Here is a 22,043-nt window from a genome sequence, read left to right on the forward strand (position 1 = left end):
CACTATTCGTATCTCAAGGCAGTTGCAGGCTGAACATTGGCTGCGCGTAACGCAGGATATACCGTGGCTAAAAAAGTAATCACTAAGGTTCCCACGACAATGCCACTTAGTTGATTCATGCTAATTTCCACCGGCAAACTGGTACCAGCACCTAATACTGACACTCCTAAAATAGCCAATATGCTATTTAAATTTAAGGTAACAAAAACGCCGATAATCAGCCCTGTCAATAAACCAATGACCGCATTAAGTGAGCCCTGAATCATAAAGATACCCATCACAGTGCCCGTTGTTAACCCTTGAGTTTTGAACACCGCGACATCGGTAGTCTTGTCAGTGACCATCATCACTAAAGCGGATACAATGTTAAATGCTGCCACTGCGATAATCAGACTTAACATTAATGACATCATGTTCTTTTCCATCTTCACTGCAGCAAACAAATGCCCATAGCTGTCACGCCAGTCACTGACGCTAACACTAATGTCTTGGCTTAGGAAACTTGCTTCAATGGCCGGTTTTAACGCTGCGGCTTTAAATGGATCCGTTAGGTAATAACGTAAATGCTGGATTTCACCACGTTGCTGACGCATCAGGCGCTGGGCATCTTCGAAATGTACATAGGCCAAACCAGCGTCAACTTGTGAGCCAGTTTCAAAAATCCCACTAACGGTAAACTTGCGCTGGCTAGGAACGGGCCCTAAGGGAGTATAAACAACGCCATCGCCACTCAACACCCGCACTTTATCACCCGGGGATAAATCCAATCGACGTGCGAGTTCATACCCCAATATGATGTTGTATTGACCTGAGATCAGGCTGGAAAAATCGTTACGTGATTGACTATCAGTTGGCTCATATTCGGGATAAATGCCATATATTTGCGCAGCGCTAATACTTTTAGGGGCTTGTAACATTGCCTGGGTGCCAATACTCGGCGTAACATAAGTGACATCATTGAGCTTTAGTGACGTAGCACTTTGTTGTTGCCAATCTATTAATGGCTGCTCTGTGCTCACCGTCAACTGGGGCACCGCACCTAAAATACGCTTTTTAAGTTGACCTTCTAAACCATTCATCACTGAACTGACAATGATCAATGCCGCGACACCAAGCAAAATACCAGACACAGAAAAAAACGTAATAAACGAAGCAAACGCATTCGCTTTACGCGCCCGCCAATAGCGAAAACCTATATAAGCAGAAAGGGATAAATTCATGTATTGCCATCGGCTCGTTAAATCGAGCCTTGATAAATCATTAAGATGCGCACGATAATAGGGGTAATAGCTATAAGAATACAAGAGGCAATCCCTTTTGAGCGACACTAACGCCTATTTTAATGTTGATCATACTTTTAATGCGTACTTAGAAGCTTGGCCGGAAGACCAACCGCTGGCAACAGAAAGCGAGCTAATGGCCATGCTGCCTGTTGGGCTGCAGCTAATCAGCCAAGTTAAATCCCTTGAAGCAAGCTGTATGGTGCAGCTTCGGAATCTAGATGACGAAGCCAAATCTGTTGTGGATTACATGAAACTGCAGTCAAAGAAAATTGACTTAGTTTTGCAGTATGTCATTGAGCAACAACAGCAACAAGGCACTCGTTATCAAGGTGTCAGCTTTGGTGGCAGTGGTTTTAGGCTCATTTGCGATCAGCCGCTTAATAAGCAGCACTACAAAGTAAGCTTACATATTCGTAACGAGCTGATTTCTATTTTGTGCTTCGCCCAAGTCGATACTGTCATCTCCCTTGAAGATGGTCGCTACCAAATTGACCTGTCCTATAGCCAGATCATCGACAGTGATGTCGAGCAGCTTGTCAAAGCCAGTTTAAGTGTGCAGCAAAAACAGTTACGGCAACGCAAGCAGCGCAATCAATAACATTATGAGCTGTTAACTAAGCATGAAATTTGTAGTTCATTTATAGTGCGTTAACAGCTTTCATATACGCTCTCGACAACTCAGCGCCGCTAGCGTGTACGAATTTCCCCCATAAAGCGTTAAAATTCAACCCGAAACATCATCATACCCTTATAACGACTAGCACTAGCTTTCACAAGTCACTACAATATCGGGCACATTATTCATTCTCAGGCAGTGTGTCCGTCTCCATGAAACCGTTCTCAGTACTGACTCCTCCAGCAGTGAAAAGCGCCAAAACTGCGCTGACTCTCAGTCAGCTTCAAGGGGCTAGCCAAGCAATCACCTTGGCCAATGTGGCTAAAAACCACCTCGGTGTGACCTTAGTTGTCACCCACGACACGCCCAGTGCATTACAACTTGAAACCGAGCTGAGTTACTTGCTAAAAGGCAGCGAAATTGCAGTACTGCTGTTTCCGGACAGAGAAACCCTGCCCTATGACAGTTTCTCTCCGCACCAAGATTTGGTGTCGCAGCGATTAGAAACCTTGTCGCAAATCCCGTTGCAAAGCCATTGTGTGCTGATTGTACCGGTAGCCACGTTAATGGTGCGTTTGCCACCACAGTCTTTTCTAACCGCTAATGTCCTGCTGCTAAAGCAAGGAGATACCTACCAGCTAGAGCAAGTCAGGCAGCAGCTGGTTGACACTGGTTACCATAAAGTCGAGCAAGTCTACGAACATGGTGAGTTTGCTGTACGCGGCTCAATTATCGACATCTTTCCGATGGGCTCTGATCAACCTTATCGTATCGAACTATTTGATGATGAAGTCGAATCTATTAGGCTGTTCGATCCTGAAACGCAGCGCTCACAAGGAACAATTAGCAGTATCAGGCTATTACCAGCCAAAGAGTTTCCGACTGATGATCCGGCAATTGAAGGATTTAGACAGCGATATCGACGTCAATTTGAAATCGTTGCCAAAGAGCCTGAATCTGTCTATCAAATGGTCAGCAGGCATATTCTTCCTGCAGGGATCGAAAACTACTTGCCGCTATTTTTTGATGAAACCGCGACCTTATTTGACTATTTACCTGAGTCAACACAACTGGTTACCATCGGCGATATTGAACAAGCAAGTAAACAACATTTGAAAGAGGTGCATCAACGCTACGAAAATCGTCGCGTTGACCCATTACGACCCTTGCTCGCCCCACAATCGTTGTATTTACTCACTGAACAAATATTTGAGCAATTTAAAAGCTTGCCAAGAACCTTGTTCAAAGGACATGACTTTCAAGGCACCTCGCGCTTAGCTAATGTCTCAGCGTTACCGGATATAGGTTCAAATCACAAATTAAAGCAGCCTTTAGTGGCGCTGCAAGACTATGCTGCCGATGCGACACATATCCTCTTTAGTGCCGAGTCTGAAGGTCGCCGAGAAGCGCTATTAGATTTGCTTGCCAATATTGGCATAAAACCGACCTTGTATGAGCATTTTGACGATTACATTGCTGCAAAATCTCAGTTTGGCTTAATCGTATCCCCTCTTTCACAGGGGGCGATTATCGCGGTTAATGCGAAAAAGCATATCTCTTTAATTTGTGAAACAGAGCTGTTTGGCCAACGTATCTCTCAAACCCGGCGACGAGAGAAGCAGCGCCAAATCAGCAGTGACGCACTGGTTAAAGATCTCGCTGAGCTGAAAGTGGGTCAACCTATCGTCCACCTTGACCACGGTGTTGGCTGTTATCAAGGTTTAGAGACATTAGATACAGGGGGAGTCGTTGCTGAATATCTCAAGCTGGAGTATTCAGGCGGCGACAAACTGTATGTACCGGTTGCATCGCTTCATTTAATCAGTCGCTACAGTGTCGGCCCTGATGAAGAAGCGAAACTCAATAAACTGGGTAATGAAAGCTGGGCAAAAGCCAAACGTAAAGCCGTTGAAAAGATTCGTGACGTTGCCGCCGAGCTGTTGGATGTGTACGCCAGACGACAAGCACGTCCAGGCGAAGCTTGTCGATTAGAGCAAACTGAATATGCCCAGTTTGCTAATAGCTTTCCGTTTGAAGAAACTGTGGACCAAGAAACGGCCATTGATGCCGTCCTTACCGACATGTGCTCCCCAATCGCCATGGATAGATTAGTTTGTGGTGATGTTGGCTTTGGTAAAACGGAAGTCGCAATGCGTGCAGCTTTTGTGGCTGTCAACGACGGCAAACAAGTCGCGATTTTGGTGCCAACTACCCTGCTTGCCCAGCAACATTATGAGAATTTCAGTGACCGATTTGCAGACTGGCCAATCAAAATCGAGGTCATGTCGCGCTTTAAAACCGCAAAAGAGCAATCGGCGGTAATGCAACAATTGGAACAGGGAAAAGTTGATATCGTTGTCGGTACCCATAAATTACTGCAATCGGATGCCAAATTTGAAAACCTAGGCTTGTTAATCATTGATGAAGAACATCGCTTCGGTGTTAGACAAAAAGAAAAGATTAAATCACTACGTGCCAATGTCGATATTCTTACGCTAACAGCCACGCCAATCCCACGTACATTAAATATGGCCATGTCAGGTATGCGCGACTTATCTATCATCGCCACCCCGCCGGCTAAACGCTTAGCGGTGAAAACCTTTGTACGAGAATATGACGATGCGACGGTAAGAGAGGCACTGCTGAGGGAGATCCTCCGTGGCGGCCAAGTTTATTTTTTACACAACAATGTAGAGTCGATTGAACGTCGAGCCAGAGAGATAGAAGCCCTACTGCCAGAAGCGCGGGTGGTTACTGCTCATGGGCAAATGCGAGAACGTGATCTTGAAAAGGTCATGTCAGATTTTTACCATCAAAAGTACAATGTCTTAGTCTGTACCACGATTATCGAAACTGGTATTGACGTGCCCACTGCCAATACAATTGTCATAGAACGGGCTGATCACTTTGGCCTAGCACAGCTGCACCAATTGCGCGGCCGTGTCGGACGTTCTCACCACCAAGCCTATGCTTATTTGATGACTCCTCATCCCAAACGGATGACCAAAGATGCCAGAAAGCGTCTGGAAGCCATTGGCGCTTTAGAAGATTTAGGTGCGGGCTTTATGTTGGCTACCCAAGATCTCGAGATTCGCGGCGCTGGTGAGCTACTTGGTGATGAACAAAGTGGTCACATTTCAAAAGTCGGCTTTAGCTTGTACATGGAAATGCTCGAGGACGCGGTAAAATCACTCAAAGAAGGTAAAGAGCCTTCACTTGAACATATGCTCAGAGGCCAATGTGAAATTGAGCTGCGCATTCCCGCCTTGCTGCCAGAGGACTATGTCAGTGATGTCAACATGCGCTTATCTTTGTATAAACGTATCGCAAATTGCGACACAGAAAACGCCTTAGATGAACTCAAAGTCGAATTAATCGATCGCTTTGGTTTATTGCCTGACGCCACTAAGAACCTGCTTGAATTGTCACTTTTTAAACATCAGGCTACGGCATTGGGCGTAAGCAAAATCGAAATGCATGCAAAAGGTGGTAGCATTGAATTCAATGACAATCATAAAGTCGATCCAGTATTTATCATTAACTTATTGCAGAGCCAACCACAAAACTATCGTATGGATGGACCAAGTAAGTTAAGATTTATTATGCCTGCAGAAACAGCTAAAGATAGATTAGAATTAATCAAACTCTTATTATCGCAACTGTCACAGAACCGCATTGGAGAGTAATGTGTTAAAACCTTATTTTTTCGCCAAATTATGTGCAACGCTTACGTTACTGATGAGCTTACATGTCAGTGCGCAGCAAGAGCGCTGGTTTGAGGTTGAGATCTACCTGTTTGAGCGGCAAAGTCACAGTAATGAACAAGCACCTGAAGAGGTGTCTTTGGTTTCAACCCGCGGTGCTATCGATATGATCACACCTGAAGTGTATACCGATATCTCCGCTGCAAGTGCCGGGCTATCAGGTTGCACGGCACAAGATTGGCTAAATAAGCCCGATGAGTGTAACAGCCAGCTAACCACCACAACCTTGACTCATCCAACTCATGTGGGTCCAACGGTTGCTAGTCATGGTTTACAATATGCGACCGCAGGTGAAACCAGTATTCTATTGTCAGAGCAACAAAGTCAATTTGCAGATATTGTCACTAAATTGTCCCGCGAACCCGGTAACCAAAGCTTACTGCATATGACGTGGCAACAATCAATGTTACCTCGTCATCAAACCAAGCCTATTCGCCTCTATGCCGGCAAAGACTTTTCAGATTCATTTGAAGCCAATGGTTACCCAGTCGTTAGCAGCAGTGCGTTAGGGATCCCAAGCTTTGATTTTTTAATCTCACAATTTGATGAGCCAAAAACTGAACCCGTTTGGCAATTAGATGGCTTGATGAATATCTATCTTGACCATTACCTGTTTGTTGAAATGCAACTAGGCTTACGTCAAGAAGGCTTGAAAGCGGCTAATCCAACCATAGATACTTCAGATGCAACAGTGGCAACAGTGGCAACAGAGACAGTAGCCACCGAGGAACTGGCTCCTACGCCTTACCTTTATGCCTTGCCAATGAAACAAAATCGACGACTACGTAGTGAGCAGATCCACTATTTCGATCACCCAAACATGGGTCTTGTTTTACAAATTCGTAAAATGGTGCAGCCTGATGAACTTGAAGTTGTTGATGGTGAGCGCGTTATTCCGCAGATTTAAATAATATTGAAGTCGAGGTAGATATCTTCTGCCTCATCTTCTTCAATATACACCGCATCAACCCGTGACATAGGCGAGCCTTGATATAGCCAATCAACCATCGCTTGCGTTGGCCCTTCTCCACCTTGCACTAACACTTCAACATCTCCGCTATCTAGGTTACTCACATATCCTGTCAAACCTAGACCAACGGCTTTATCAAATGTGTAACGCCGGAAAAACACTCCTTGCACTTTACCAGCTACCGTCACTCGTAATCTTTGCATGCCCGTGTTCCTTAAAATGGGTCAATAATGCCCGCTAACCTGTTCAAAATAGCAGCAATCAGTAACAACCAGCAACTTATAAACTAAATAAAAGCGACTAGGGTGTAAATGCGGCTTTGTTAGAGCAAAAAAAAACAGCTAACCAAAACGTGCTAGCTGCATCGGGCGACATACGCAAACTGGAAAAATCGATAATCTGGATTAATTGTATCATGTTGTATCAATGATAAATTAACGGCGCTACTTTACACTGGAAATCGCAACAATTAAATAGCATTTAGATATAAATCCTAAATTTATCTTCTTACGTGATCCTGATCACTACCAAATAAGAGTTATATAGCAGATAAATCTAGTTGAAGAGGGGCAGAAACTTAAAGATAGAGCATTTAATACAATGACTTAAATGCTCCAACCTAATGACGAGCTTACGCGTTTTTGAAAGATTTGATTTGAGGGAGATGCTGCGCTAGGGACGCAAACTTATGATCTTGGTCTTCATCCCAAACAACCTCGTAATAAGGCGCTAACAATTCAGCGACTTGATGATTATCATGAACCTCATCATTTCTCGCCAAAATACATAACACCTTATGCTGGTTCTTTTGTCTAAACTGACTCACACATTTATTGGCGATATCAGCATACTCTTCAGGCCGATCAATCTTACCCTGCATATTATCCTGTGGATTTAAGTTAGGGTTGACGATAACCGTCTTTAACTGATGCAAAAAGCCAATACGCTCAGCCCAATATCCTCCTAAGCCAACACCGACAATGATCGGGTTGTCATCATCAGTCAACTTTAACTGCTTACTGACTTCATTGAGCAAGTACTGCATATCATGGCGTGGATGCAAGGTGCTGTAACTCACTAACCTAACGTCATCATCAACAAATTGCAGTTGACGCATTTTGTCATGATTACCTGGACTGGTGGCATCGAAGCCATGTAAATAAAGAATCATCGGAGTCCTTTGATAATGAAACTAAATTAACTGTAGCTAAGCTTTCGCTAAAGTTATACCCACTGAGATCACAATTTAACGGCTTGTATCGATTCTGCAAGTGCTTTTGCAGATAACCAACGTTGTTCATCCGCTAAAGCGATAGCCACCTGCTGTTTATCTGCACATAATTTAGCAGCAACATTGTCTGATTTAACTGGCCAAGATAACTGCGACAATACCTCGGCAACTCCTTTGCTATCGTTACACAACAAAATCATGTCACAACCTGCGGTTAATGCAGCTTTAGCGCGCGCTAAGTAACCACCTACCACGCCAGCGCCTTTCATGCCGAGATCATCTGAAAAAATGACCCCGTTAAAGTCAAGTTGTTGCCTTAACACCTGCTGTAACCAGTATTGCGAAAATCCTGCAGGATTCGGGTCGACTTGCTCATAAATCACATGTGCAGGCATGACTCCCTGTAGCTTATCCTTCGCCATAAGCTTAATAAATGGCTGCATATCTAAACGTTCAATTTGCTCCTGAGTTCGCGTATCGACAGGCTTAGCAATATGAGAATCGGCTTGCACGCTGCCGTGTCCTGGAAAATGTTTGCCAACTGCTGACATACCCGCTTGATTCATACCTTCAATGAATGACTCAGCCAATTGAGCAACAAGGTTAGGATCATCACTAAAAGCACGAGAACCGATCACCTCACTGATACCGTTGACATCCAAAACCGGTGCAAAACTAAGATCGATATCGCAGCTAAGCAGTTCCACTGCCATTAAATAGCCCAGCTCAACACACCAGGCCTTGGCTTTGCTGATATCGCCATTTGCGGCGGGTAAAATCGCCGCCATAGCGGGAATATGGGTAAATTCATCACGAAATCGCTGCACGCGGCCACCTTCATGATCAATCGCTATAAGAATATTGGGTGCAACTTGTCGTACCGAAGCGATCAGCTGACAAAGTTGGCGTCTATTCTCATAGTTACGGCTAAATAAAATCAGCCCACCAACCATAGGATGTTGTAATTGCTCAAGCTCTTGTTCTGAGGCTGAAGTCCCCAGTAAATCCATCATTAAAAAACTCACACAACCCCCAAATAAAGCTAACCTATTTAATGATGCTAAAATTGTGGCACCATCTTAAAACTCATCAATATCTCTTTTAAACAGACACTTAAATAAAAACCACTTGCAGCACACCCTAATTAAGCATAAATAAAACTTATGATTAACACTTAGCTGAAAAAATCTAATGCCATCTATCAGCATAAACTATGGGATACTGAACAATAGCTGCGGTTCAATGACAACAAGACTAACATAACGGCACGATAATACAGCGATCAGTAAACATTAATTCGCGTGTTGGCCTAAAATTGAAGCAGCTCGACAAATATAACAAAAGAACAAGCAGGGTTTTATCATGATTAGTGTATTTGACATGTTCAAAATTGGTATTGGGCCATCAAGCTCCCATACCGTTGGCCCCATGAAAGCTGGCAATATTTTCATTAATGACCTCTCAGAACATGGCCACTTTGACGCAACCGATGAGCTACGTTCAGAACTATTTGGTTCGTTAGGCCAAACAGGTAAAGGCCATGGGACCGGTAAAGCCGTTATTCTTGGGCTTATGGGCGAAGCGCCAGAAACGGTTAACACAGATAATATCGACCAAATACTTCAACACGTCGAACAACAACAAACACTCACCATGCCCGGTGATAAAACGGTCATATTTAGTCGAGAAAACGGTATTACCTATCATAGGCGCAAAAGTCTACCCGCACACGCAAATGCCATGACACTGTATGCCTATAGTAAGGGAGAGTGCATCTATCAGCGTACCTATTACTCTGTTGGCGGTGGCTTTATTTTGGATGAAGATGAAATTACCCAGCAAGATGCATCACCCGCAGCGCCAATAAAATCCGCTCCCCACGACTTCAATAGCGCTAAAGAGCTATTAGATTGCTGTACCGAAAACGGTTTTAGTATTTCAGCATTGATGATGGAAAATGAGCTTAGCATTGCTAATGAAGATCAAGTTAAACAGCAGCTATGGCACATCTGGCAAACGATGAAAAATTGTGTTGAACGAGGATACCAAAAAGAAGGTATTTTACCTGGTGGATTGAAATTACGTCGCCGTGCCCCAGCGATGTACCGTAGACTTAAAGCCGAAGGTAAACACAGTGTCGATCCGCTAACAGCGATGGATTGGGTCGATCTATTTGCCCTTTCTGTTAATGAGCAAAATGCCGCTGGTGATCGGGTTGTCACCGCACCGACAAATGGTGCTGCAGGTATTATACCTGCTGTGCTTTGTTACTATGACATGTTTGTACAAGAAGTTGATATCGACATCTGTTGTCGCTACTTATTAACCGCTGCTGCCATTGGTATTTTATACAAGAAGAACGCCTCTATTTCCGGTGCTGAAGTTGGCTGCCAAGGTGAAGTCGGCGTAGCCTGCTCTATGGCTGCTGCGGCACTAACAGAGATTATGGGCGGCACCGTTGAACATGTTGAGAATGCAGCAGAAATCGGCATGGAACATAATTTAGGCCTCACCTGCGACCCTGTGGGTGGTTTAGTACAAGTTCCCTGTATTGAACGAAATGCAATGGGCGCAGTTAAAGCAATCAATGCATCACGCATGGCACTCAGAGGTGACGGCAATCATAAGGTATCACTAGATAAAGTCATTAAAACTATGATGGATACCGGTAAAGATATGCGTAGCAAGTATAAAGAAACCGCTAAAGGTGGCCTCGCCGTTAACATTGTAGAGTGTTAATCGGCCTAAATGCGTGAGTTCTATTTCGCAAATACAAAAAACCAATAAGGATTAACTTATTGGTTTTTTTATTTTTAGGTGTATTAGCGAATTGGAAGTTTAATGTCTTTGAACATATTCTCAATAAGCTGCGCATCCCTTAATGCCACCGCTTTTTCTACCACATCTCTCGTTAAGTGAGGTGCGAAATGTTCAATAAAGTCATACATATAGGTGCGTAAAAAATTACCTTTTCTGAAACCGATCTTGGTTGTGCTATACCCAAACAAATGACTTGCATCTATCGCAACTAAATCTCTATCTATCACAGGATCGATGGCCATTGATGCAATAACACCGACACCTAAGCCCAAACGTACGTAAGTTTTCAGCACATCGGCGCTCGTTGCAGTGAACACAACTCTCGGGTCTATTCCTGCTGCTTTAAAAGACTTTTCAATCTCAGACTCACGGTCAAAGCCAAACACATAAGTCACTAAGGGGAAGCGACCCAAATCTTCGATGCTGATATTACTGCGTCCAGCTAACGGATGGTCTTTCGTGACGACAATTGATCGATTCCAGTGATAGCAAGGCAGCATGATCAAATCAGAATATAAATGCATGCCTTCCGTAGCGATAGCAAAATCGGCGTCTCCCCTGGCCGCTAGCTCACTGATCTGAGACGGTGTACCTTGGTGCATATGCAAATTAACTTTGGGATAGCGATCAATGAAGCTACGGATAATATTAGGCAGAGCATAGCGAGCCTGAGTATCAGTAGTGGCAATGTTCAACTCGCCTTGATCAGGCTTAGTATATTCCTCAGCAACTTTCTTGATGCTCTCAACTTTTCCTAAAATATCATTAGCAATGCTAATCACTTGTTGCCCAGCTGGAGTAACATGGGTGAGATGCTTACCGCTACGACCGAATATCTGAATCCCCAACTCATCTTCAAGCATTCTGACCTGCTTACTGATACCTGGCTGAGATGTGTATAGATTCTCTGCTGTGGCAGAAACATTCAAGTTATGGTTCACCACTTCGGCAATATATCTAAGTTGCTGCAGTTTCATTTTTGATCCTTTCGCCTCACCTAAATACTCCTCGTGTGGTACTACTCACCATCACCAGAAGCCTCAATTAAGTATAATTATTAGTTATAGTATAACCAGAAAATTAAATCAATCTGGAATATAGCATAGACGAATGAGATTTCACACGACACAAGCCACAAAGCTAGGCTATGATAACTATGCTAGTGTGTTGATTTATAGTAGCATTAACAGAATTGCATAAAAAACGGTAGACCTATGATATTCACCTTAGTTCTTATTCTAATCGGTGCGTTACTTTTACTTGTGATTGGTATCAATGTCATCCAACAACAAAAAGAGCGTGCAGAGGCTGAGCGCAGAACAGAGTTGGCAAGACAGCGCGCAATTATTGATGAAACAGAAAATGTGCTCTCTAACACGGGCATGTTTCCTTGCTCGCCGCAGACCATCATGGTCCTTTACCGCCGTGTTAAAGATGCACTCAAAATTGCTGCCTCGTTGTCACCCAATCAAACTGCAGACTATGAGCGCCGCCTAATAGATCTTCAGGGGCAAATAGACAATCTACAACAAACCCCCAAAGCTGCTCCACCGATTGAAAGCTTTAGGTTGCCAGATAACGACAAACAAATTCTAGTCTTAGTACAAGTGCTGAAAAAGCTAAAAGCGATATTACGAGCAGAGCACAACAAAGGCAAAGTAGAACCTGCCGTGTTTGCTCAAGAAGAAAATCGAATTGATAGTTTACAGCTACGCATCAATGTTGATTCAATGCTATCTCGTGCCCGTACAGCCTGCTTTATGAAACAATATGGCTCGTCAAAACAGATGGTCACCAAAGCCTTAGCCACTTTACACGCCATTAAAGCACAAACTCCTAACGATCCCTTTATTGCTAAGAAAGTAGAAGAAGCAAAAAACATGCTAGATGAGATTATGGGAGCACAAAAACAGAATGCACCTCACGCCCCTCAGCCGAAGCAGGGTGACGAGGATGATATTGACGTGTTGTTCCAACCGAAAAAGAAATGGTGATTACGGCTCTGCTGCCACACTAAGTTTTGCACCTTGCATTTACTTAGGCGAAGTACAGCATTCACCAATTAGATCAACATAAACCGCCCTTAATCCTTGCGCATTAAGGGCTCTCTTTTATCGAGCACGGCAATAACTCGCTCTCTAGCCTGTCACCTTTAATAAAGTCTATTGGCTGCATGTTGTAGATGATGTACAAGGCGTACTCTCCCCCCGAAAACAAGCCAGCTATAACGACATTAACATTGACTTTATAAAGCATTGTTTAAATGATTTATCATCACGCTGCTGACGTTCAAAAACCTAAACTTACAGTAGCCCAAGCTTTCAATAACATACTCTTCCAACAACATAAGCTATCAATAACTTAGGCAATTGAGCGCAGTATGTCGCCAACAATAAGTGATTACAATAAGCCAATAAAAAAGCCCTGATCAACAATCAGGGCTTTATTTGATGACTTAACGACTATTTCTTGGCTTTGGTTTTAGCTTTGGCTTTCGGTTTTGCTTTTGCCTTAGCTTCGGCAACCCATTTGCCATCGATAAACTTGGCGGTCCAGCCAGTCGCTTTACCGTCGATATCCGTCGCTACGTATTGCTCTTTAGTTTTACGGCTAAAGCGCACTGATGCCTTATTGCCTTGATCATCAGTAACAGGTGCATCAGCTAAATACTGATATTTAGGCCATAAAAGATCGCGGTATTTAACCAACTCTTCCACTAAAGGTGCCCGGGTTTCACGGGATTTAGGGAAAGTACTCGCGGCCATAAAGATACCCGCAGCGCCATCTCTTAACACAAAATAACCATCAGATTTCGTGCACTTTAGATCTGGCAAATGAATTGGGTCTTCTTTTGGTGGCGCAGCTTCACCATTTTTAAGCAACTTACGGGTGTTTTTACACTCGCTGTTAGTACAACCAAAATACTTGCCAAAACGGCCATTTTTAAGTTCCATGTCATTACCGCAGCGATCACACTCGATAATGGGACCTTCATAACCTTTAATTTTGAACTGACCCGCTTCTACTTCATAACCTGGGCATACTGGATTATTACCACAAACATGCAGTTTACGGGCTTCATCAATCAGGTAGCTGTCCATCGCTGTGCCACAGATACCACAACGGTGTTTCGCACGTAGTGCATCGGTTTCAGCATCTTCACTGTTTTCGCTGATCGCTTCTTCACCGGGTGTCAGGTTCATTGTGGTCTTACAGCGCTCTTTGGGTGGCAGCGCATAACCTGAACAACCAAGGAACACCCCTGTCGTACCGGTACGTATCCCCATTGGGCGACCACAGGTTGGACATTTAATATCCGTTAGCACCATTTCATTGGGACGCATTCCGCCCTCTTCTGGTGGTAACTCAGCTTTTTCAAGCTGCTGAGTCAGATCGCCATAGAAGCCATCAAGCACCTTCTTCCACTGCAATTTACCCTGAGCAACATCATCTAGCGTTTGCTCCATCTCGGCAGTAAAATCGTAGCTCATCAAGTCTTCAAAGCTACCGACCAAACTTTCGCTGACAATTTCACCCATTTTTTCAGCATAGAAACGGCGATTTTCAACTTTTACATAACCACGATCTTGAATGGTCGAAATAATCGTGGCATAGGTAGACGGACGCCCGATACCACGCTTTTCAAGCTCTTTCACTAACGACGCTTCACTAAATCTTGCAGGTGGCTTAGTAAAATGTTGTTTTGGCATCAATTTATCAAGCTGTAAGCTATCACCTTGCGCAACATAAGGCAGAGTGCTTTCTTCGTCTGTTTTCTTTTTGATTGCCGTTTGTACACGAGTCCAACCATCAAACTTAAGCGTACGTCCGGTGGCTTTTAGCTCATAATCACCAGCATGCACGGTTAAACGAGTCGCATCATACTTAGCTGGTGTCATTTGACACGCAACGAACTGACGCCAAATAAGCTCATATAAACGCTGTGCATCACGTTCCATGTCTTTTAAGGTTGCCGCTTGCACTTTTACATCAGAAGGACGAATCGCTTCGTGAGCCTCTTGCGCGCCTTCTTTGCTACCATAGCGATTTGGGCTCTCTGGCAGATATTTATCACCAAATTCTTTACCAATCATGTCACGCACACTGTCGAGTGCTTCTTGGCTAAGATTGGTCGAATCAGTACGCATATAGGTGATGTGACCAGCTTCATAAAGACGCTGCGCCATCATCATGGTCTTTTTAACACCAAAACCTAAGCGAGTACTCGCCGCCTGTTGCAAGGTAGACGTGATATAAGGCGCTGAAGGTTTACTTGATGTTGCGCGATCTTCACGAGCAGCTACCACGTAGCTTGCTTGTTGTAACTGTGCGACTGCGGCCTGGGCTTGTGACTCATTAATCGGTTTAAAGGCTTCACCTTTAAACTTGGTCACTTCCATGTTAATACCGTCATTGCTAAGGGTATTTAAATCCGCATGGATATCCCAAAACTCTTCAGGAACAAACGCCTTGATTTCACCTTCACGTTCTACAACTAGGCGAGTTGCCACAGACTGCACGCGACCAGCTGATAATCCCCTTGCGACTTTTTTCCAAAGTAAAGGTGACACCATAAAACCAACGACTCTATCTAAGAATCGTCGTGCTTGCTGAGCATTTACCATATTGGTATCTAGTGCAGCGGGATGACTAAACGCGTCTTGAATGGCACTTTTAGTGATCTCGTTAAACACCACACGCTGATAGCGAGACGCATCACCGCCAATCACTTCCTGAAGGTGCCACGCAATAGCCTCTCCCTCTCTATCCAAATCGGTTGCGAGAAAGATATGGTCTGCAGATGCGGCGAGCGTTTGTAATTCTTTAACGACTTTTTCTTTGCCGGGTAAAGTTTGGTATTTCGCTTTCCACCCTTTTTCGGGGTCGACACCCATTCGCGCAACTAACGCTTGTTTGGCTTTTGCACTTTTATATGCCGCTTTTTCTTCAGGCGACATCTTGCGCACCTCAGCAGGCGTTTTACTCGCCACTTTCGCTTCGCTGCTCGATGATGTGGGTAGGTCACGAATATGCCCTACACTTGATTTAACGATATAATCTTTGCCGAGATATTTATTAATAGTCTTGGCTTTGGCCGGTGATTCGACAATAACTAGCGATTTACCCATATAGTGTTCTGCGCCAAAAAGTCTCAAAAATCTGTAAATTGGCTCCATATATAGAGGGTTGTCTCGAGACTTTCAAGCTAATCCCTACTTTATTTGCTTTAGTGAGCCACTTTTTAACCATTTTTGAAAAAAATGTGAAAAATAATATTGCGTAATTAAAAACTAATATTTCATTATTCGCCATCTAGCAAGTAATAGTTATGCATTTCGATGCAAAAATCACAAAAACATGCTTTTTTCCCTACCTTGTTAACCGTGCGCGCTCAAGTATACTGAGCGCAAATATCGCAAACAGAAACACACAAAGCATTAAAAAACTCGTTTGCGCCTTCCCCTACTTAAAGGAATAGTCATGAAGCATTTTGAAGCGAATTTTGACGGACTTGTTGGTCCAACCCACAATTATGCCGGCTTGTCATTTGGTAATGTTGCCTCGTTAAATAATGCTGCTGCCACCTCAAGTCCAAAATCTGCAGCTAAGCAAGGACTGAAAAAAGCCAAAGCACTCGCTGATCTTGGTCTAGTTCAAGGGATGCTGGCACCACAAGAGCGCCCAGACCTACACACACTGCGTAGAATAGGCTTTTCTGGCACAGATGCACAAGTCTTACAAAAAGCGGCTGAGCAGGCCCCTGCGTTGCTTAGAGCATGCTGCAGTGCATCGAGTATGTGGACAGCTAATGCAGCCACTGTGTCACCTAGCTCTGATACTCAAGATGGCAAGATTCATTTCACACCGGCTAACTTAGTCGATAAATTGCACCGCAGTATCGAGCCGGTGACTACAGGAAATATTTTAGCGGCGACATTTGCCAACACCCGCTACTTTAATCACCATACTCATCTGCCTGAGCATCCAAGCTTTGGTGATGAAGGTGCTGCTAACCATACGCGTCTTTGCCCACAATACGGCCAATCTGGTGTAGAGCTATTCGTTTATGGCCAAAGTGTTACTAACCCTAGTGCGCCAAAGCCGGCCAAGTTCCCGGCAAGACAAACCTTAGAAGCCTCGCAAGCGGTTGCTCGTCTGCACCAACTTGATGACGATAGTTGTGTATTTATGCAGCAAAATCCCGATGTGATTGATCAAGGTGTTTTCCATAACGATGTCATTGCTGTAGGTAACCAAAACGTCTTGTTCTACCACGAACAAGCCTTTCTTAACACACAACAAAAGCTTGATGAAATTCGTCAAAAGTTTAATGGCGACGACCTACACTTTATCGAAGTGCCTACAGCTAAAGTATCAATCGATGATGCTGTGCGTAGCTATCTATTCAATACCCAAGTTGTCACCTTGCCCAATGGCGAAATGGCGATTATTGCCCCGACAGACTGTCAAGAAAATCCAGCGGTATATGCTTATTTGCAAGAAGTGGTCACATTAGGCACACCAATCAAACATGTTCACTATTTTGATGTCAAACAGAGCATGCAAAATGGGGGGGGTCCAGCTTGTCTGCGTTTACGAGTGGCAATGAATGAAGTAGAGGTTGCAGCGGTTAATCAACATACACTTATGAATGATGATTTATTTGCCAAGTTAAATGCGTGGGTAGATAAACACTACCGTGACGAGCTATCGGTTGCAGACTTGGCCGATCCCCAATTAGTATTTGAATCACGTACCGCATTAGATGAACTAACCCAAATCATGAAACTAGGCAGCGTTTACCAGTTCCAAAAATAGCTGCTCGCTATTAAGTAGTCATAAAAGCGTCACAATCTTGGTGACGCTTTTATTCACCCTGAGTATAGCCAGCCAATATATCGAACTGTAACATATGATAATTTTATCGTTTACATTTAGTCAAATGAACCAGAGCAAAACTCACCTCTAGCGAACATCACTTAACTGCAACCAGTCGTCTCGAATTGTTACATAGTGAAACTTGCCAGCCTTTATAGGCTATCGATCATAGTATGAAATTTCAGCAACAACTAACGATAAGGCAAACTTATAACTAAGCTCATTAGCAAATACATATCATCTTAAAAGCTTCTTTAATTAGTAACTTCAAAATGCTCCCTCTTGTGCTCAATATCAATGTTCCATATCGTCAATAATATTGCTTTTAAATTAAGCAATAAAAAAGCCCCAAACTAGGAGCTTTTTGATTTAACCGACAAGCTTAATTGATATTAATGGGAATAGCTAAAACTTGTGTAATCGTACCACCAGGAGTTTCAACATTCACAAGAAGTACCCCACTATTAGGCTCATCCTCACCTTTGACGGTTACACTAAACTGCCTACCACTATTACGGTTGCTGCTTGGCCAGATATACTCAGAAGTACTGACAACGGATCCCGCAGTAGCCACAAAAGTCACCTTTGTACCTGCAGGCATCTGCTGGTTGTGCAGATCTGATATTGCAAAAGATAACTGGCCCGCACCTTTACCTAAGATATCGATACTGCCATCTTGGTTTCCAGCGGGACCGCTATAGCTATCTACAATAGTAATATCATAACGTTCAGTGGCAAAAGCGGTACTGCCCGACATTACCAATACTAAACTACCTCTAACATACAGTGACTTAGAATCACTCACGCCATCAGCACAGGCACTATGAGCTGGCTCAGAACAAAGTACACCATTGTAAAGGCCGTCTTTGGTGTCAAACACCTGATTAGAATTAAAGTCAACCAACTCCTCTAGTTCACCACCGATTTGCCCACCCTCCTGCTGCGGATTAAACAGGCCGTCCTCATTATAATCATTGTAGGCATCATCAAGGTCAAATGGCTTACCGCTAACATTCAACTCGGTGAGGAAAGCATTAACCTCATCAACATCAAAACGGCCATTACCATTATGATCTGGAAATGACTCTTCCCCGATAGCTGTTGCTGTAATCGTTGCACGGCCACCGTATTTTTGCCCATAAACATTACCATATATACCTAAGGTGGCATCATAGGCAAGTTCAGCGCTAGGGTTACTAGCCATCGTGCCGTCACCATTGAGTATGGTTTCGCCGTCTGGACGAGTGTTTTGACTTGTCCAGACCACACTACAAGCACCATTCACCGTTTGACAGGCATCTCCTATGGAACCACCTTCGGTAGTAAAGGCGACTGAAGTGCCATCGGGCACTGGGTTGTTAAAGGCATCGGCTAAACGTGCAGTGACTTTGACTTCAGTACCATCAATGTCCCAACCCTCGGCATTTAACACCTCTGCTGATAGGGAAAAACTATCTTGATCAGGGATACCGGTTGAAATTACAAGCTGTTTAGACTGACTAGAGATCACCGGATCAGAACCATCGACGGTAGCAGTAACCCGCACAGAGGTTGCCACCGTACCGGTGCGAATAACCGTTTGTGCGATGCCTTCACTATTTGTTGTCGCACTCATTGGATCTAATGAAATGCCGCCTACAACAGTATTAAGAGCAAAACTAACTGACTGATTACTTACTGGATTACTGTTTGTATCAAGCACCCTAAATTTAACAACAGAAGACTCATCACCACCTGTACCTAAAATACTGATATTTTCCGGCTCTGCTGAAACGTAAACAATCGAACCTACATCAGCAGGTAGCACCCTTAAGGTAGCCGTTGCAGACAGATTGAGTCCACCTGCGTTAGCGGTCACATTAATGGCGTCATCACCAACGCAACCTTTTGCTAGGTAGGTCGTAGTTGCGACCCCATTCACTGATGGCACTGGAGAGCTAATCTCAGCTTCTGGCGTACTCTTTGATGAACAGGTTGAGGTAAAGTTAACATCAACTGGCTGAGTAAACAGGTTATTTTGGTCATCTTGAATGATAACAGAAATTGAAGCCGTACCACCAGCTGGTAGTTGGCTGACGCTCACTGAAGCTTGACCCACTACAAAAGGGTCACCGCTGCCCATGACGACATTAGTGGCGCCAATCACTACTACAGTTTTATCTTCTTCACCGGTACCTAACGCTGCGGTAATCTCACCAGCTCCTAAAGTACTTCCCGCATAAATATCAACACTGGCTACCCCTTCACTATTCGTAACCGCAGTTTTAATCGGAAGATCTCCTATGGTACTGGAGAAAGTGACAATAACAGGCTTATTAACGCCGGTGACTGTTGCTGATATCTTACCGGGCGATAGCGAGGTAATCGCGTCTATCGGTTGGCCATTGCCATCGGTTAAAGTAACCACAACCACGGCACCATCTGTGACTTCGCCCCCATCACCTGCCATGTTAAAGCCTACCTTACCACTAGCACCATCATCGATACTAGCCTCAACCGTACCGGCTCCAGCAACATTAGAGGTAGCAAGGAGGATGGTAGCTATGCCATTCGCATCTGTCAGCGCAGTACCTATTCCTGGACTAAATGAGCCTAGACTTTGATCATTTAAAGTAAAAGTTACTAGCTCGCCTGCAACCGCACCGGTTTGTGAGTTTGTCACCGTCGCCGAAACCGTCGCAGCTTGGCTTGCATCAATAAACTGACTAGAAATTGAGACACTTAAAGCATTAACTCCCGGATCTGGCGCGGGGTCGGTTCCCCCTCCGCCAGAATCTGATATATCTCCCCCTCCACTACATGCAACAATAAAAAATAATAAAAAATATGAGACAAAAACTTTAAACGCTGACTGCATTGTCAGACTCCCTGTTACTCAGATTATAAATTAATAACATCTGCTTATTACTTATAGGTCAACATTACACAATTTTCCTATAACTTTTCCATAACTCATTGCATTTAATTCGGCAAAATCACCAAAAACTTTAACTATTTGCCCGTTTCTTCTGCTAACTTTTCTTGCTAGGCTTTAAAGTGCAAATTGAAAGCATAATAATTAAACAGGAAGCGAAATGGCTTTAACTCAATCAAAAAAACTCGGCCTCACGGGTAAAATACTTATCGGTATGGCAGCCGGTATTATTTTTGGCCTACTGCTGAGAAACCTCTTTCCAGGTAGTACGTTCGTTGAAGAGTATATTACCGAAGGGTTATTCAATGTTATTGGCTCGATATTTATCTCGAGCTTACAAATGTTGGTCGTCCCCTTGGTATTTATCTCGCTAGTATGCGGAACGTGCTCATTAAGCGATCCATCTAAACTTGGGCGCCTTGGTGGTAAAACCATTCTTTTTTACTTATTCACTACCGCCATCGCGCTATCCATGGCCATTTTGGTGGCTCTGCTCATCCATCCTGGTAACGCCTCTCTCGCATCAGAGCAAATCGAATTTAGCGCCAAAGAAGCCCCCGGCCTAGCTGAAGTACTGATTAACTTAGTTCCTCGCAACCCAATTCAGGCGATGACCGAAGGCAACATGCTGCAAATCATCATCTTTGCCGTGATATTTGGTTTTGCAATTTCACATATTGGTGAACGTGGTAAGCGCGTTGCAGCACTGTTTAGCGACTTGAACGAAGTGATTATGCGAGTCGTAACACTGGTCATGTCTTTAGCACCGTATGGTATTTTCGCACTGATGGCAAAACTTGCCCTGACCTTAGGTGTTGAAACCTTTGGTAGCGTATTAAAGTACTTCCTAGTGGTTCTTGGCGTACTACTCATTCATGCCTTTGTGGTTTATCCATCGCTGCTGAAAGTATTCTCAGGTTTGAACCCATTCACTTTTGTTCGCAAAATGCGTGATGTACAACTTTTTGCATTCAGTACAGCAAGTTCTAACGCGACTTTACCAGTTACCATTGAAACAGCTGAGCATCGTTTAGGTGTCGACAATAAAGTGGCTTCATTTACCCTGCCTCTTGGTGCAACCATCAATATGGATGGTACAGCTATTATGCAAGGTGTTGCGACGGTATTTATCGCTCAAGTGTTCGGCATCGACTTAACCATCACTGATTACGCTATGGTTGTTGTCACTGCCACACTTGCCTCTATCGGAACCGCAGGTGTGCCAGGTGTTGGTCTTATCATGCTAGCAATGGTATTGAACCAAGTGGGTCTGCCGGTCGAAGGTATTGCGCTTATTATGGGTGTTGATAGATTGCTTGATATGGTTCGCACTGCCGTTAACGTCACCGGCGACTCAGTTGCGACTGTCGTTATCGCTAAGTCAGAAGGTGCATTTGATGAAACGACCTTCAATGATACTCAAGCGGGTAAAACAGCAGGTAGCTTCACCGAGCAAGTTAACGCTGAGCTAAAAAGCTAGTTTTCCCTATGACTAGTCCTGAAATAGGTTGACACTTTTTTCAGTTTAAAACGCTCGATGAACTTCATCGGGCGTTTTGTATTTTA

At 43.9% G+C, this 22,043-nt stretch carries 14 protein-coding genes; 7 read left to right on the forward strand and 7 right to left on the reverse strand.

Annotation, left to right across the window (positions count from 1 at the left end; all coding sequences use genetic code 11):
• Positions 1–2: 2 nt before the first annotated feature.
• Entirely contained in the window at positions 3–1,220 is a 1,218-nt protein-coding gene (locus ACHUFW_RS08645) for a lipoprotein-releasing ABC transporter permease subunit (protein WP_394202225.1), read from the reverse strand.
• A gap of 97 nt (positions 1,221–1,317) precedes the next feature.
• Here ACHUFW_RS08645 and ACHUFW_RS08650 point away from each other — a divergent pair, with 97 nt between their 5' ends.
• The 3 genes from ACHUFW_RS08650 to ACHUFW_RS08660 all read left to right on the forward strand — a co-directional run bounded on the left by ACHUFW_RS08650 (position 1,318) and on the right by ACHUFW_RS08660 (position 6,570).
• Entirely contained in the window at positions 1,318–1,881 is a 564-nt protein-coding gene (locus ACHUFW_RS08650) for a hypothetical protein (RefSeq protein ID WP_394202226.1), read from the forward strand.
• A 230-nt stretch (positions 1,882–2,111) separates the two neighbouring features.
• The gene (mfd, locus tag ACHUFW_RS08655; RefSeq protein ID WP_394202227.1) at positions 2,112–5,585 is read left to right on the forward strand and encodes a transcription-repair coupling factor; all 3,474 of its coding nucleotides are present in this window, start codon (positions 2,112–2,114) and stop codon (positions 5,583–5,585) included.
• A gap of 1 nt (position 5,586) precedes the next feature.
• A complete protein-coding gene (locus tag ACHUFW_RS08660; protein ID WP_394202229.1) occupies positions 5,587–6,570 on the forward strand; it encodes a peptidoglycan binding protein CsiV in 984 nt (327 codons plus the stop codon).
• Here ACHUFW_RS08660 and ACHUFW_RS08665 read toward each other — a convergent pair.
• From ACHUFW_RS08665 to nagZ, 3 genes are all read right to left on the reverse strand, one after another.
• The gene (locus ACHUFW_RS08665) at positions 6,567–6,836 is read right to left on the reverse strand and encodes an acylphosphatase (protein WP_394202231.1); all 270 of its coding nucleotides are present in this window, start codon (positions 6,834–6,836) and stop codon (positions 6,567–6,569) included. The genes ACHUFW_RS08660 and ACHUFW_RS08665 overlap by 4 nt on opposite strands.
• A gap of 428 nt (positions 6,837–7,264) precedes the next feature.
• The gene (ycfP, locus tag ACHUFW_RS08670; RefSeq protein ID WP_394202233.1) at positions 7,265–7,804 is read right to left on the reverse strand and encodes an alpha/beta hydrolase YcfP; all 540 of its coding nucleotides are present in this window, start codon (positions 7,802–7,804) and stop codon (positions 7,265–7,267) included.
• A 68-nt stretch (positions 7,805–7,872) separates the two neighbouring features.
• Positions 7,873–8,889 carry a beta-N-acetylhexosaminidase gene (nagZ, locus tag ACHUFW_RS08675; protein ID WP_394202235.1) on the reverse strand — a complete coding sequence of 339 codons (1,017 nt, stop codon included), beginning with the start codon at positions 8,887–8,889 and terminating at the stop codon, positions 7,873–7,875.
• Between the two features lie 337 nt (positions 8,890–9,226).
• On the opposite strand from nagZ, the gene ACHUFW_RS08680 reads away from it, so the two are divergent.
• A complete protein-coding gene (locus tag ACHUFW_RS08680) occupies positions 9,227–10,603 on the forward strand; it encodes an L-serine ammonia-lyase (RefSeq protein ID WP_394202237.1) in 1,377 nt (458 codons plus the stop codon).
• Between the two features lie 83 nt (positions 10,604–10,686).
• Here the strand turns inward: ACHUFW_RS08680 and cysB are convergent, their stop codons facing one another.
• On the reverse strand, positions 10,687–11,661 hold the full coding sequence (cysB, locus tag ACHUFW_RS08685; RefSeq protein WP_394202239.1) for an HTH-type transcriptional regulator CysB: 975 nt from the start codon (positions 11,659–11,661) through the stop codon (positions 10,687–10,689).
• A gap of 237 nt (positions 11,662–11,898) precedes the next feature.
• On the opposite strand from cysB, the gene ACHUFW_RS08690 reads away from it, so the two are divergent.
• On the forward strand, positions 11,899–12,678 hold the full coding sequence (locus ACHUFW_RS08690; protein ID WP_394202241.1) for a hypothetical protein: 780 nt from the start codon (positions 11,899–11,901) through the stop codon (positions 12,676–12,678).
• Positions 12,679–13,146: 468 nt separating this feature from the next.
• Here the strand turns inward: ACHUFW_RS08690 and topA are convergent, their stop codons facing one another.
• Positions 13,147–15,813, reverse strand: coding sequence for a type I DNA topoisomerase (gene topA, locus ACHUFW_RS08695; RefSeq protein WP_394202243.1), 2,667 nt, complete (start codon positions 15,811–15,813; stop codon positions 13,147–13,149).
• A gap of 352 nt (positions 15,814–16,165) precedes the next feature.
• Between topA and astB the strand changes: the two genes are divergently transcribed.
• A complete protein-coding gene (astB, locus tag ACHUFW_RS08700) occupies positions 16,166–17,503 on the forward strand; it encodes an N-succinylarginine dihydrolase (RefSeq protein ID WP_394202244.1) in 1,338 nt (445 codons plus the stop codon).
• 442 nt (positions 17,504–17,945) lie between these two features.
• Here astB and ACHUFW_RS08705 read toward each other — a convergent pair whose 3' ends face one another.
• Complete coding sequence (locus tag ACHUFW_RS08705; RefSeq protein ID WP_394202246.1) at positions 17,946–20,420, reverse strand: Ig-like domain-containing protein; 2,475 nt, start codon at positions 20,418–20,420, stop codon at positions 17,946–17,948.
• 217 nt (positions 20,421–20,637) lie between these two features.
• Between ACHUFW_RS08705 and ACHUFW_RS08710 the strand changes: the two genes are divergently transcribed.
• Positions 20,638–21,957: a dicarboxylate/amino acid:cation symporter gene (locus ACHUFW_RS08710; protein WP_394202248.1), complete on the forward strand. Its 1,320-nt coding sequence runs from the start codon at positions 20,638–20,640 to the stop codon at positions 21,955–21,957.
• Positions 21,958–22,043: the final 86 nt, after the last annotated feature.

The sequence above is a fragment of the Shewanella waksmanii genome, from assembly GCF_043643685.1.
Taxonomy (GTDB): domain Bacteria; phylum Pseudomonadota; class Gammaproteobacteria; order Enterobacterales; family Shewanellaceae; genus Shewanella; species Shewanella waksmanii_A.

Coding starts and splice junctions, on each gene's coding strand:
- ACHUFW_RS08690 (WP_394202241.1), top strand. CDS start 11,899: ATGATATTCACCTTAGTTCTTATTCTAATCGGTGCGTTACTTTTACTT.
- cysB (WP_394202239.1), bottom strand. CDS start 11,661: ATGAAACTGCAGCAACTTAGATATATTGCCGAAGTGGTGAACCATAAC.
- ACHUFW_RS08665 (WP_394202231.1), bottom strand. CDS start 6,836: ATGCAAAGATTACGAGTGACGGTAGCTGGTAAAGTGCAAGGAGTGTTT.
- mfd (WP_394202227.1), top strand. CDS start 2,112: ATGAAACCGTTCTCAGTACTGACTCCTCCAGCAGTGAAAAGCGCCAAA.
- astB (WP_394202244.1), top strand. CDS start 16,166: ATGAAGCATTTTGAAGCGAATTTTGACGGACTTGTTGGTCCAACCCAC.
- topA (WP_394202243.1), bottom strand. CDS start 15,813: ATGGGTAAATCGCTAGTTATTGTCGAATCACCGGCCAAAGCCAAGACT.
- ACHUFW_RS08645 (WP_394202225.1), bottom strand. CDS start 1,220: ATGAATTTATCCCTTTCTGCTTATATAGGTTTTCGCTATTGGCGGGCG.
- ACHUFW_RS08710 (WP_394202248.1), top strand. CDS start 20,638: ATGGCTTTAACTCAATCAAAAAAACTCGGCCTCACGGGTAAAATACTT.
- ACHUFW_RS08705 (WP_394202246.1), bottom strand. CDS start 20,420: ATGCAGTCAGCGTTTAAAGTTTTTGTCTCATATTTTTTATTATTTTTT.
- ACHUFW_RS08680 (WP_394202237.1), top strand. CDS start 9,227: ATGATTAGTGTATTTGACATGTTCAAAATTGGTATTGGGCCATCAAGC.
- ycfP (WP_394202233.1), bottom strand. CDS start 7,804: ATGATTCTTTATTTACATGGCTTCGATGCCACCAGTCCAGGTAATCAT.